The 12,534-nt window shown below is 71.7% G+C and carries 13 protein-coding genes and 1 tRNA gene; 4 read left to right on the forward strand and 10 right to left on the reverse strand.

Features of this window, described 5'->3' with window-relative positions; all coding sequences use genetic code 11:
• Positions 1-3 precede the first annotated feature (3 nt).
• Together OG774_RS18320 and OG774_RS18325 are read right to left on the reverse strand one after the other, a co-directional pair.
• Positions 4-1,644 (reverse strand): PEP-utilizing enzyme, encoded by a 1,641-nt coding sequence (locus OG774_RS18320; RefSeq protein ID WP_328303034.1) that lies wholly within the window; start codon positions 1,642-1,644, stop codon positions 4-6.
• A 172-nt stretch (positions 1,645-1,816) separates the two neighbouring features.
• Entirely contained in the window at positions 1,817-2,692 is an 876-nt protein-coding gene (locus tag OG774_RS18325) for an SDR family oxidoreductase (protein WP_328303036.1), read from the reverse strand.
• Positions 2,693-3,172: 480 nt separating this feature from the next.
• Here OG774_RS18325 and OG774_RS18330 point away from each other — a divergent pair, with 480 nt between their 5' ends.
• Positions 3,173-3,529 (forward strand): hypothetical protein, encoded by a 357-nt coding sequence (locus OG774_RS18330; RefSeq protein WP_328303038.1) that lies wholly within the window; start codon positions 3,173-3,175, stop codon positions 3,527-3,529.
• Positions 3,530-4,735: 1,206 nt separating this feature from the next.
• On the opposite strand, the gene OG774_RS18335 is transcribed toward OG774_RS18330, so the two are convergent.
• The 3 genes from OG774_RS18335 to OG774_RS18345 form a co-directional block, all read right to left on the reverse strand.
• Entirely contained in the window at positions 4,736-5,650 is a 915-nt protein-coding gene (locus OG774_RS18335) for a hypothetical protein (RefSeq protein ID WP_328303040.1), read from the reverse strand.
• A gap of 746 nt (positions 5,651-6,396) precedes the next feature.
• A tRNA-Thr gene (locus OG774_RS18340) sits at positions 6,397-6,470 on the reverse strand.
• Positions 6,471-6,518: 48 nt separating this feature from the next.
• Positions 6,519-6,893 (reverse strand): hypothetical protein, encoded by a 375-nt coding sequence (locus OG774_RS18345; RefSeq protein ID WP_328311015.1) that lies wholly within the window; start codon positions 6,891-6,893, stop codon positions 6,519-6,521.
• 155 nt (positions 6,894-7,048) lie between these two features.
• Between OG774_RS18345 and OG774_RS18350 the strand changes: the two genes are divergently transcribed.
• A complete protein-coding gene (locus OG774_RS18350; RefSeq protein ID WP_328303042.1) occupies positions 7,049-7,477 on the forward strand; it encodes a thioredoxin family protein in 429 nt (142 codons plus the stop codon).
• Positions 7,474-7,893, forward strand: a complete 420-nt coding sequence (locus OG774_RS18355; protein WP_328303044.1) for a DUF4395 domain-containing protein — start codon at positions 7,474-7,476, stop codon at positions 7,891-7,893. The genes OG774_RS18350 and OG774_RS18355 overlap by 4 nt, the downstream gene beginning before the upstream one ends.
• Here the strand turns inward: OG774_RS18355 and OG774_RS18360 are convergent.
• The gene (locus OG774_RS18360; RefSeq protein ID WP_328303046.1) at positions 7,890-8,642 is read right to left on the reverse strand and encodes an arylamine N-acetyltransferase family protein; all 753 of its coding nucleotides are present in this window, start codon (positions 8,640-8,642) and stop codon (positions 7,890-7,892) included. The genes OG774_RS18355 and OG774_RS18360 overlap by 4 nt on opposite strands.
• Before the next feature lie 20 nt (positions 8,643-8,662).
• On the opposite strand from OG774_RS18360, the gene OG774_RS18365 reads away from it, so the two are divergent.
• Positions 8,663-9,451, forward strand: a complete 789-nt coding sequence (locus tag OG774_RS18365; RefSeq protein ID WP_328303048.1) for a carbon-nitrogen hydrolase family protein — start codon at positions 8,663-8,665, stop codon at positions 9,449-9,451.
• A gap of 2 nt (positions 9,452-9,453) precedes the next feature.
• Here the strand turns inward: OG774_RS18365 and OG774_RS18370 are convergent, their stop codons facing one another.
• The 4 genes from OG774_RS18370 to OG774_RS18385 all read right to left on the reverse strand — a co-directional run bounded on the left by OG774_RS18370 (position 9,454) and on the right by OG774_RS18385 (position 12,516).
• On the reverse strand, positions 9,454-9,816 hold the full coding sequence (locus OG774_RS18370; RefSeq protein ID WP_328303050.1) for a hypothetical protein: 363 nt from the start codon (positions 9,814-9,816) through the stop codon (positions 9,454-9,456).
• Positions 9,817-9,935: 119 nt separating this feature from the next.
• Positions 9,936-10,766: an alpha/beta fold hydrolase gene (locus OG774_RS18375; RefSeq protein WP_328303052.1), complete on the reverse strand. Its 831-nt coding sequence runs from the start codon at positions 10,764-10,766 to the stop codon at positions 9,936-9,938.
• A gap of 85 nt (positions 10,767-10,851) precedes the next feature.
• Positions 10,852-11,346: an ArsR/SmtB family transcription factor gene (locus OG774_RS18380; protein ID WP_328303054.1), complete on the reverse strand. Its 495-nt coding sequence runs from the start codon at positions 11,344-11,346 to the stop codon at positions 10,852-10,854.
• A 12-nt stretch (positions 11,347-11,358) separates the two neighbouring features.
• A complete protein-coding gene (locus OG774_RS18385; protein ID WP_328303056.1) occupies positions 11,359-12,516 on the reverse strand; it encodes a serine hydrolase in 1,158 nt (385 codons plus the stop codon).
• Positions 12,517-12,534 lie beyond the last annotated feature (18 nt).

Genomic DNA, 12,534 nt, shown 5'->3' on the forward strand with positions numbered 1-12,534 from the left:
ACCTCAGTTCACTAGCCGCACCTCGCCAGTCGTTCCATCCACCTGCACACGGGCACCGTCAGGGATCAGCCGGGTTGCCTCGCGGGTCCCGACAACGCCCGGAATCCCGTACTCGCGCGCAACGATCGCGGCATGGCTGAGTTGGCCGCCCCGGTCGGTGACGATCGCTCCGAGCAATGGCAGGACAACGGTGAAGTAGGGCGAGGTCATCCGCGTGACCAGCACGTCTCCTTGCCGCACGTGTTCGAAGTCGGTGCCGTCGACGATGAGGCGGGCCGGCCCCTCGTAGATGCCGGTGTTGACCGCGAGCCCACGGACCGTCGTCGCGGAGTTCGGGATGTCCGGGACGGCGAACAGGTTGAGCATCGCGGCGTCCACCGCGAGCGAGGCGCGCCGGGCCGGCTCCGGGAGCTCCTCCTGTGGCGGGGGCGATGACGGCGGCGGCCCGATCAGCGGTGGCGCGTCGTCGACGGTCCTCGTCGTGCGCCGGCGGAAGCGCGCGGCCACCTCGTCCGCCGCCGGACCCGGTCCGCCCCGCAGCAGCGCCGCGAGTTCCGCCGCGTTCGCATCGACAGCATGTTCCGGATCGGCGAGCGCGCCCCGAGCGGCCAGCCGGCGTCCGGTCTCGAGCAGAGCACGGCGGGCAAGGCCCACGGCCCACCCGTCGGAGTACGTGGCGCGCTCGTCACGGAGCCGGTTCGCTAGCCGCGCCTCGTGCAGACGATCGTCGAACTCGGCGAGGTGCTCAGCGGGCACCCGCGAGCGGATCGCGGTCAGCGCGGCGTCCCCGTCGTCGCCGGGACCGGTCTTGCGGTGGGTGACGGCCGCCCGGATCGCCCCGACCTCCATCGCCGGCAGCTCACCCGCCGACGGTTCCCCTACGTCGTAGCCGACCGACCGGTACCGGACCGCGTCGAGGTATGCCTGCGCGGCCGGGCTGGCGACGGGGTCGGTCGTGAGGGAATCCAGCAACGCCGCCGGGTCGTCGCGCGACAGGAGGATCGCTCGCGCGCTCTCGGACGCGGCGACAGCATCCGCCAAGGCGTCGAGCTCCGCGGTGGCGAACCCGGTGGAGATGGCCGAGGTACCACGCAACAACCCCATCAGCTCCCCGGCAGTCGCACCGGTCCACTCCAGGGCACTGGAGAGGAAGTCTCCGGTGGGCATGAGCGATGGCGCGCTGTAGCGATGGTGCAGCTCGAACATCGCTTCGAGGTGGTCTCGGCACCGCTCTACGTGCGCAGCCAGCTCGTCATCCGACAGCTCCGTCGGGTCGACCGCCTGCACGGCCAGGTGCGCAGCGACCGCCCCGGGCTTGACCACCTCGTCCCAGCGGGCGAGGTCCTCCCGCCAGAACCGCTCGGTGAAAGCGCGGGCCGACGTGGCGATCCGCGCCCGCATCTGCTCGGGAGTCGCTGTCCCACCGAAGCCGAACGGGAGGCGCTGGGCGTACATGAACCCGCCGATCACCGCGACGTCGTAGCGGCCGAGCAACAGCCCGTAGCGCGCCAGCCCCTCCGCGAACCCGCGCGGGAAGCCGGAGACCAGCGCGGACCGCGTGAACCAGGTGATCGGTCGGCTGTTGTGGGCGGTGTCGAGCTCCCACGTCCCCTCGTTGGGTGGCTGGAACGTCTCGTGTTCCACAGGGATCCCTCCAAGGATCGCCGGCGCCCGGGGGTCCACCCGACGAGGCGGGGGCACAGGGGTCGAGACCCGGACGGCCCGCGGAGAGGCGCCCCGCCAGCAGCTCTGGTGGTGGACCCATCTCGCCTCCGTGCACTCGGAAGACCACTCGAGGACGCCGCGTTGGTTGAGTTCAGACCGGGACCGGGGCCGGGAAGCGGGCGGCGAACTCCGCGAAGTACTCCTCGTCGGTCATACGCCGGCCCAATGCGACCCAGTCCTCGTCGGCCATCCGGGCCCGCCCGCCGAGGAAGACGTCAGCGTCGACACCGACGGGGTAGCGGAACCGGGGCGTCTGAGTGGTGATTGCCTCGTCCACGGTCTCGGCCACACGTTGCGGGTCGGCGGCGGTCTGCTTGCTGGCCGCGAACAGGGCGACCGTACGGCGCTCGGCATCGGCGTACGCCGAGCCGGGATCGATGCCGATGCCTTGGGTGGCGTCGTCGAGCATCCGTGTGGCATGGAACCCGGGCTCGATGAGCGCGACCCGGATGCCGAGCGCCGTGACCTCTTGGGCCAGCATCTCTGACGCCGCCTCGAGCGCCCATTTGGCCATCACATAGGACCCGAAGCAGAACGGGGCGACGCGCCCGGCGACGGAGCTGATGTTGACGATCGTGCCGCGGCCCTGGGCACGCATCGTCGGGAGCACGGCTTGCGCAGTTCGGAGGGCGCCGATGAGGTTCGTGTCGAGCACACCGGCCAGGGCCGCGGGGGTGGTGTGCTCGATCGGAGCGAATCGGGCGATCGCTGCGTTGTTCACCAGCGCGTCTATCTGCCCAGTGCGCTCGAGAACGTGCTCGACCGCCGACCGCACCGACGCGTCATCGGTGACGTCGAGAGTGATCGGGTGCAGTGCCAGGCCCTCAGCCTCAGCGAGCTGGACCAACGGGGCAGCGTCGCCGAGGTCGCGCATCGAGGCGTACGCCTCGAAGCCGTGCCGAGCCAAGTGGACAGCGATGGCGCGGCCGATGCCGCGACTGGCGCCGGTGATCAAGGCGATGGACATATCGTCCTCCTCCAACGAGGCGCACCACTGTCCCGCCTTGTACTACTGATCGCAACCATTCACAGGCACGCATGCGATTCTTGAGTGGCGACATTGTATCCGTCCGAACATAGGTAGTTACCCAGCGCTAGCGATCTCCTCAACGGCTTGATCGAAGACGAAGGGCGTGCGCCGGATGTCGCTCGCCACCGCCCTACGGGAGCGGCCGGACGTGCGGGAAGTGCGTATAGACGCGAGCAGGTCATCGAGTTTGGGTTCGACAATGCTCACGGCGTCGTGCGACCGGGTGGAGGGCGATCATTCTCCGGAAGGCCAGGCTATCAATCATCGTCAGCGACACAGCCGCACCAGCGTTTCTGCTCGCGTGCGGCGCGGCGTCCGCACGGTCTGCCAGCTACCTGGCGAAATGATGCGCGCCGTCCCCACGCTGCCTTCGAGGCAGCTCAGAGCGACGCGCCCCTACAGACGAAGGAGTAGACGATGGAAGCGATTGATCATGCGAAGATGCCGGTCGCCCTCGAAGCGGAGGGGGTCGAGGTACGTGCCGCTGAGGTGGGCGAACTCACCGCTGGGTGGTTTCGGCTCGCGAAGGGCACGGATCTACGCCCCGTGCTCGTCGGCCTGCCCGGCGACCGGTGCCCATGTCCGCACTGGGGCTACATGATCTCCGGGCTGCTCCGGATGCACACCTCGGACGGCCACTACGACTATGCCGCCGGGCAAGCATTCTACTGGCCACCGGGCCATGCCCCGGAGGCTCTCGAGGACTGCGAGTACATCGACTTCTCTCCATCGGCGGAGCTCGCCAGAGTCGTGGAGCACATTCGAAGTCGATGACTCGGTAGATTGCCCACCTGAAGTGGGCGAGGAGTTCGCGGAGTAGGCGAATGATCAGCAGCCGCGATCAACCACGGCGTCCGGTCGGCACCTGGCGCTCTCCGGCGTGGCCGCACCCACGCGGACAGAACAGGATGCCGCGCCACGATGGTGACCGCCCACGATGGTGACACTGGCGCACAAGAGACACCAAGAGATCGGCGTCGCTGCTGAGGCGGTCACCGAACTCGACACACGCGATGAGTTCCCTGAATGCCGTTTCCGAGCGGCGCGGGGTAGATGCGGCGGGCATGCAGCGCCGCCGCACAGATCCGGGAACATTCGTGCGGGCAGGGTCGCGACGTCGCCGTGGATGGGCGGGGGCACCGGGAACAGTGTGGTCAAGAGACCAGAGGCGGAGAGTACGACCCCTGGAGGGCAGGAGGCGCTACAAAGATCGGTCAGAGGCCTGCGCCCGACGACAGAAACAGTCTCTGATCCGCGGAGCCGCCTTCGGGAGTCGAACCCGAGACCTACCCATCACAAGTAAATGCCTGACCGTCAGCGGTGTGCTCTGCGCGTCCAACGGTGCACCTCGGCGGGTCCCTCCGATACACGCCGTCACATACGGAGGCGACTGCGTTTGAGTCCACGAATGAGGCTACGTCGACCTCGTGTGTTCAGCGCCCGAGGTGCTCTCAGGCTTGAGGACGTTGACGTTGGTCTCGGAGCCCCGGGTCGCCGCCGCCCCGCGCCCGCAAGGCCCCGAGCTCTGATCGCGGTCGAAGCGAGCAGCACCAACGGCACCGACCTCGGGCTGCGGCGCAGTGACCTCCCGCTCGCGGCCCGCAGGTCGATCGAGACCGGGATGGTGACCCGACCCCGCGGTACGCCGATGGTCGAGATATCACGCAACGTCCGAGGCCAGGCCCTCGATCGGAACCATCCTCGGTGATCGGGGGGTGGTCCCCATCCAAGGCCTGATGGGATCAGGTACTCCTGCCGTCCGCTGGCACCTGATCAGGAGAACCCGAGAAGAACGCATAGGCCGGGTTCTCAGCTTCGGGGCGCCTCAAGGCAAGACCAGAACACGCCAGGCGAGGTCTTGGTTCCCCGGCCACTGTTGTGAGCCGGCGACCGGAGCCCAAGACGTCACAGGTACGACTCGCTCCCTCAGCCGGACCCGCGACACAAGACGCAGAGCGTGACCGCGCCGTCGCTCCGCCTCTAGAGGATGCCTGAGGAGATCGCCTCGGCCGGGGTCTCGCCCGCCTCGGTCTCGCCCGCCTCGGTCTCGCCCGCCTCGGTCTCGCCCGCCTCGGTCTCGCCCGCCTCGGTCCCGTCGACCGGGGCCTCGTCCGCGTCGGTCTCGTCCGCCTCGGTCCCGTCGACCGGGGCCTCGTCCGCGTCGGTCTCGTCCGCCTCGGTCCCGTCGACCGGGGCCTCGTCCGCGTCGGTCTCGTCCGCCTCGGTCCCGTCGACCGGGGCCTCGTCCGCGTCGGTCTCGTCCGCCTCGGTCCCGTCGACCGGGGCCTCGCCCGCGTCGGTCTCGTCCGCCTCGGTCCCGTCGACCGGGGTCTCGTCCGCCTCGGTCTCGTCCGCCTCGGCCTCGTCTGCCGGGGTGTCGTCGACCGGGGTCTCGTCGACCGGGTCGCCGCCGGTGGCGCCCTCGGGGTCGGGGGTCAACACGGGGACCCCAGGAGTCTCGGAGCCGCCGATGTCGACGTTGGCGTTGTTGCCGCTGAGGTTGCCGTTGAGGATGTCGTTGCAGACGATGTTGGCGACGTTCGAGCCACCTACCGGCGTCTGGGTGAGCACGTTGCCGAGCAAGGAATCGCCGCTGATACCGCCGTTGGCCTCGGCGCTGCCGCCTGTCACGTTGCACGACGCGGAGTCATTGCTGTGAGCGTCGCGCTGACCGTGACCTTCGTGCTGGGACTCATGCGCGGACGCGAACGGGGCGGCGGCCACCAAGCCGGCGGCCACACCAACGGTCACGACACCGAACTTCTTCATCATCAGAGAACTCCTCGAGAACGGACGGACACAGATCTGGGGGCGTCCCGGGCATGCACCCAGTGGTCGGTCCGCCCGACCCTCGCGGGCACGGACGCATGAGCCCCCCGACAGCCACCGCCGCATCGAGACCACATCGGGCGGTCTCGGACGGTGACATCGCAGCCCCCAACGAGGAGGTCACGGGGCGGTAACGCCACCGATAAGTGATCGGTACCCGGAGTAACTCCACGTCTCGGACATTCGAGATTCGAGACCCCGACATCAACTCGTTGGAGTTCATCGCTGATCGCAGTCAGCTCATGTCGCAGGACGTTTAGCCGTGGGTAGGCAGCCTGCGGGTCCCTCAAAAGGGTGCAACATTGGCCGCCACAGAATCTGCGGGAGCGCCACCTTCCGCCACGCGCGGCTTTCTTCTCCGTGCGGCTTGGGGTGCATCGCCGCCGGGGTCCAGCCCGACGCGCACGTCCGTCCGGTCTCGATCTTCGACGGCGGCGCCGGGCCCGTGATCGGCCCCGAGGACTCGGCATGTTCGTCGCCAGTCGGCGGAGGTTGTCGATCGAACCGCGAGCAGGAGCAGTGGATGCTGAAGCGCGCCGGATTCAGTGGAGGCTGTGGGGTGTCCCGGATTTCGCGGAGCAAGACGTTGCTGGCGCGCGCTCCCACGACGTCCAGACGTGGATGAGCCATGATCCGACCTGGCCGTTCGGGCTCGGAGGCGTCTGCCCGCGGGCATATCGGCCTCTCGCTGCACTCCCCGACCGGTCTGGGCGTCGGCGTCACGACGGCAGACCGCGTTCGTTCCACGACCCGTGCCACGAAGACACGGAAAAGGCCGGTCTGGAGTGCCCCAAACCGGCCCTGACCTGCGGAGCCGCCTTCGGGATTCGAACCCGAGACCTACGCATTACGAGTGCGTTGCTCTGGCCAGCTGAGCTAAGGCGGCAGTGCCGAAGAGTCTAGGCCAGGGCCCCGGCCCGACGGCGAGCCGGGTCTACGCCGTCCCCAGCAGCACGCCCAGCACCACCAGCGCCACGACCTTCACCACCTCGAGCCCGATGTAGACGAGGTGGAGCCGGGAGCGCGGCGCGTCCCCGCCGGCCAGCACGCGGTCCGAGCGGCGGTTGAGGCGCGGACGCACGACGCCGAGCTGTACCAGCAGGAGCACCACCAGGACGCCGACGACGACCGTCGGCCCCACCGGGACGCCGGTCAAGAGCACGGCGGCCACCACGACCAGGGCCAGCACACCCTCGGCCACGTTCAGCGCGCGGAAGACCAGCCGCCCGATCCCGAGCCCGATCACCGTCGTCACGCCGGGCGCTCGGAACTTCAGCGGCGCCTCGAGGAACGAGATCGCCAGCACCATCCCGAGCCACACGAAGGTCGCCGCCGTCGCCACCGCCACGGGGACCGGTCTACACCGTCGGTCCTCGGCGGCGGATCCCGCGGTGAGCGCGGCTTTCGTCACCGCCGAGGCCGATGCCGGGAACAACCGCGCACGGGGACGAGGTTGCCGGACTCGTGGGGCTGAGTGCGGCCGGGGCCGCGGTGCTGGTCGGCGTCCTCGTCGTCGCGACGACCGTCGGGCTCGTCCTCCGACGCCGGGACGGGCGGGTGACGCAGGGCAAGGACACCGGGAACGGCTGGGACCTCGCCGGGGTCGACCCCGACCCCGGGGACCGGGTTCTCCTGCTCCAGCTCTCGTCGCCTGTCTGCACCCCGTGCGCCCGGACCCGTGAGCAGCTCACCGCGCTGACGGCCGAGCACCCCGATCTCCGCCACGTCGAGGTCGACGTCGCCGAGCACCCCGGGATCGCCCAGGCCCTCCACGTCCTGCGCACCCCGACCACCGTCGCGTTCGACCGCGCCGGCACCGAGCTCCTGCGCATCGGCGGCGTCCCCCGCCGCGCGGACCTGCAGCAGGCCCTGTCCCTCGAGGAGGCCCGATGACCGAGCGGCTCGACCCGCGCGGCGTGCGCTTCGCCGCCACCGTCACGACCGTGGTCCTGGCCGTCGTGCTGCTCACCGGCAGCGGGGTGCTCGCTGCGCTGCAGGCGCTCGTGTTCGCGATCCCGGTGGTCGCCGGGATGCGCTGGTCGCCCTACGGCGCGCTGTTCCAGACGCTTCTCGCGCCGCGCCTCGGCCCGCCGCGCGAGCGGGAGGACGCGGCGCCGGTGCGGTTCTCGCAGGCCGTCGGGCTGGTCTTCGCCGTCCTCGCGGCGATCGGCTACCTGAGCGGCGCGACGGTGCTGGGCATCGTGGCGACCGCCGTCACCCTGGCCGCGGCGTTCCTCAACGCGGCGTTCGGCTTCTGCCTCGGGTGCGAGGTGTACGGCCTGCTCGGACGGGTCCGCGCGGCCCGCTAACCCACCGTCGGGACGGCGCCGAGGACGATGCCGAAGACGTCGCGGTAGATCGCGAGCTGCTCGTCCTCGGACACCGTGTGCTCCTCGCGGGAGCCGTCGTCGCCGGTGACGATGTGGCGGTCGCCGGCGAGGGTGACGCGACCGGCCGGGGTGAGGCGGGAGCAGGTCAGCCCGAGCGCGAAGGGCGACTCCGGCGAGGTCGAGTGCCACCAGGACAGCGGCGCGAAGTCGGTGAGCAGCCGGGCGCGCGGGTCGAGGCGGTAGACCACCTTGTCGTCGCACACGACGTCGAGCTCGCCGTCCGGGGCGTCGCGGACGGCGTAGGTCCCGGTGCGGTCGGGCTGCCCGTCGCGACGGTCGAGGTCGACGGCCCGGGCGGCGAAGCGCCCGAAGCCGACGTCGACGAGCAGGCGGGCGCCCCGCACGTCCACCACGAGCGCCATGTGGTCGCCGGGCGGGCCGTACCCGTCGTCCCCGCCGTTGCGCGCCACGCGGGCCGAGCACAGGGTCACGTCGTACCCGAGCTCGCGCAGCAGCCAGGCAAAGGCGCCGTTGAGCTCGAAGCAGAAGCCGCCCCGGTGCCGGTCGACGATCTTCTCGAGGAGCGCGTCGTCGTCGAGCTCGATCGGCTCGGGCAGGTGCACCGAGAGGTTCTCGAACGGGATCGCGATCATGTGGCGCTCGGTCAGGGTGTCCAGCGGATCGTCGGCCGCGGCACCGATCCGCGCCAGGTAGTCCGTCGCGTCCACATGACCGGTATACACGGGTCATGCGCGTCGCCCTGGCCCAGATCCTCGCCACCGACGACCCGGCGGCGAACCTCGAGCTCGTCGCCGACCACACCACGCTCGCCGCACAGCAGGGCGCGACGGTCGTCGTGTTCCCCGAGGCGACGATGTGCCGGTTCGGCGTCTCGCTGAAGCCGGTGGCCGAGCCGCTCGACGGGCCGTGGGCGAGCGAGGTCCGTCGCATCGCCGAAAGGAACGGCGTGCTCGTCGTCGCCGGCATGTTCACGCCGACCGACGACGGCCGCGTCACCAACACGCTGCTGGTCACCGGCCGCGGCGTCGACACCGCCTACGACAAGATCCACCTCTACGACGCCTTCGGGTTCGCCGAGTCCGACACCGTGGCGCCGGGCAGCAAGCCCCTGACGATCACGGTCGACGGCACGACCCTCGGGCTCGCGACCTGCTACGACATCCGCTTCCCGGAGCTGTTCCGCGCCCTCGCCGACCAGGGCGCCACCGTGACGCTGCTGCCCGCGAGCTGGGGCGCGGGGCCGGGCAAGGTCGAGCAGTGGCAGCTGCTGGTGCGCGCCCGGGCCGTGGACGCGACCACGTTCGTGCTCGCCACCGACCAGGCCGACCCGGCCACTCAGGGCATCGACGCGGGCAAGGCCCCGCGCGGCGTCGGGCACAGCCTCGCGGCCTCGCCCTTCGGCGTGACGATCGACGAGCTCGGCGCGGAGCCGGGGCTGCTCCTGGTCGACGTCGACCCCGAGCAGATCCCCGACGTCCGCGCCGCTCTGCCGGTGCTGGCGAACCGCCGGCTCTAGCTCTAGGCCGCGGCCGGGCGGGTCATCCAGCGGACCCGGTCCTGGTACGGCGCGAGGCGGTTCAGCAGGTCGCGGCGGGCGGCCGCGTCGGCGGGCGCGGAGAACGCGCGGTCGCGCGTCATCTTCGCGCGCAGCGAGCTGGGGTCGAGCACGATGACCTGGGCAGCCTGGCGGGCCTTGGTGCCGAGCTCGGCGTCGCCGGAGTGCGCAGCAGCGCCTCCGACACGCTCGGCCAGGACCTCAGCGGCGGCGAGGCCGCTGGAGTCGGGGCGGGCGGCGATGACGAGGACGCGGGCCTCGTCGCCGTTCTCTCGGAGCGCGGGGACGGTGGTGTCGGTGGGGGCGGGGCGCGTGGGAGTGCTCATCGGGCAGTGCTCCAGGTCGGTCGCCGCGATGCGACGACGCTTTGGTGTGACATCTGTATAGACGCCTGTGATCTTCATCGGTTTCCCGCCGGCGAGGGTGATCCGCACCTCCCCGTGGCTCACGGCAGCACCGCCGCGAGCACGTCGAGGAACGCCACCGGGGCGTCCTCGGTGAGGAAGTGGCCGGCGCCGTCCACGGTGTGGAGGCGTGCGCCCGGGATGTGGCCCCGCAGCGTGGTCGCGGCCGTGGACGGGAGCCAGCTGTCCTCCGCGCCCCACACGACGTCGGTGGGGACGGCGATCTCGCCGAGACGGGCGACGACGTCGCGGGTGTCGTCCTCGGTGAAGCCGGCGACCTGGTCGAGGTAGCGCCGCTGGCCCTCCGGACCGGCGTAGCGCTCGAGGTAGGCACGCTCGGCCTCGCCGTCCAGGCCCGTGGCCGACGTCGTCCGCAGGTGGGCCGCGATGAGCGCGGTGAACGCGGCGTTCGGCATCGACCCGTAGACGTCGAGGTGCTTCTGCATGTGGGCGGCGGTCGCGGTGACCCAGGGCGCGAGCACGGCGGCGTCGGCGAGCACGAGCGCGCTCGCCGGGGTGCCGTGGACGAGGTGGGCGCGCAGGACCGTCGCCGCGCCGATGTCGTGTCCCACGAGCACCGGGGCGTCCAGTCCCCAGTGGCCGACGAGGGCGGCGAGGGTCTGCGCGTGCCCGGCGACGGACGGGGGGTGGCCGGTGGAGTCCCCGTAGGTCGGCAGGTCCCACAGGTACACCGGTCGCTCGTGGGCGAGCACCGGCGCGGCGTGGCGCCAGAGGTACGACCACGAGGGCGTCCCGTGGGTGAGGACGACCGGGCAGCCCGGCCGGTCCTCCCCCAGCACGTCGACGGCGATCGTCCCGGTCGGCAGCGCGATGCGGTCGCGCAGGGCCCAGGTGGCGGTCTCGATCGGCACGGCTCCTCCTCATGGTTGCAACGGCGGTATACGCCTTACCGTAGGAGAGCGCACGTAAGGTGTGCAAGACTTTGAAGGCGTTACTTCAGTGGAGGGCGCCGCCGAGATCGGCCGCGGCGAGGAGGGCGACGAGGACGGGGACGACGCCCGTCGTCGGGACCCGGTACCGCCGGCCGTCCTGCTCGACGACGCGGGCTGCGGTCAGTGTGCGCAGGTGGTGGTAGAGCTGGCCGGTCGACGACAGCTCGGCGGCCTCCACGAGCTCGTTCGTGCCGGCGGGACCCGTCAGCAGGCGCCGCACGAGGGCGAGGCGCACGGGGTGACCGAGCGCGGCGAGCACCTCGGCGACCGGGGCGGCCGGGAGGTCCAGGGTCGCCGCCGCGTCGTAGGCGATCGTCCACGACACCGGGCCCGCCCCCTCCTGCAACCGCACGCGTCCCTGGTAGCCGATCTCGCCGGCCTCACCGGTCCGCTCGGCCTGGCCCTCGGGGACACGGCCGCCCTCGAGCGCCGCGACGCGCGCCTCGAGGGCCTCGAGGCGCGCGTCGGGGTCGGGGTCGGCCCCTGCAGAATCGGCCACAGCCCGATCGTCTCAGGCCACGCAGAGCACGCGGGTGCGCTCCGCCGGCTCCTCCACCGCGCGGGCGAGGAAGCGCAGCTGGGCCGTGCCGACCTCGGCCAGGTCCGTCGTGGCCCCGAGGCCACGCCCGAGCACGACACCGATCCCGAGCGAGCCGTCGGGGCGCCGGACGCTGAGCACCATCGTCCCGATCCCGGGGAAGGAGCCGCCCTTGGCCGCCCGGACCTGGCCGTCGGGACGCGGGCGCCCGACCTCGAGCTGGGCGCGGGCGACGTCGGCGCCGGGGCCGAACGACCCGCTGATCACCGCCCGCCACAGCCCCGCGAGCTGCGCGGCCGACCCGACCGCCGTCGACTCCGCCCATCGCTCGCTCTCCAGCAGGTATGCCTCGATGTCCGTGGCCTGCGCGATCAGACGGCGTTGCGAGTCCTCCCGGAACGCGGGGTCGGACGCGTAGCGCCGGGCCAGGGCGATCTCCACCGGCGCCCGTTCGGCGCGCGGCGCGGTCACCGGCGGCGCCTCCTGCGGCCGGACGAGCGCCAGTTGGGAGCCGAGCTCCGAGGGCACGTCGAGGTCCTGCCACCCGCCCGCCGCGGCGGCCTCGACGAGGGCGTCGTCGCCGAGACGCTCGCGCAGGTAGTCGGTGGCGGCGTTGTCACTGAACTGCACCATCGCCGCGACCATGGTCGACAGCGGCACCGTGCGCTGCGGATCGGCCGCGAGACCGGTGGCGGGGTCGCGCGGGATCCCGAGGGTGTCGAGCGCCTGCACGTGGGCCCCGCCGTCGGACGGGAGGTACCAGGCCTCCCAGTCGGCGAGCCGGATCGGCTCGTCGGGGCTCAGGCGGCCGTCGGCGACGGCCCGGCCGTACGCCGCGACGTGCACGATCTTCACCGCCGACGCCAGCGGCATCGGCCGCTCGGCGGCATGCGAGACGACCGAGCCGCGCCCGTCGTCCACGACGGTGGCCACGTCGTCGGGCGTCGTCGCGAGCAGACCGAGCCAGCCGTCGGGGCTGGTCGGGCTCGCGGCGGGTGCCGGGCCGCAGTCCGCGGGACGCGGCGGGTTGGCCGGGACCGACGCCGCCGGTACCTCCGCCGGCGCCCCGCCGACCTCCGGGGACGACGAGCACGCCGTCGGCAGGAGCAGCGCGACGGCGAGCGCACCCACGGCGATTACGGTTTTCCG

Source organism: Actinomycetospora sp. NBC_00405, from assembly GCF_036044095.1.
Taxonomy (GTDB): Bacteria; Actinomycetota; Actinomycetes; order Mycobacteriales; family Pseudonocardiaceae; genus Actinomycetospora; species Actinomycetospora callitridis.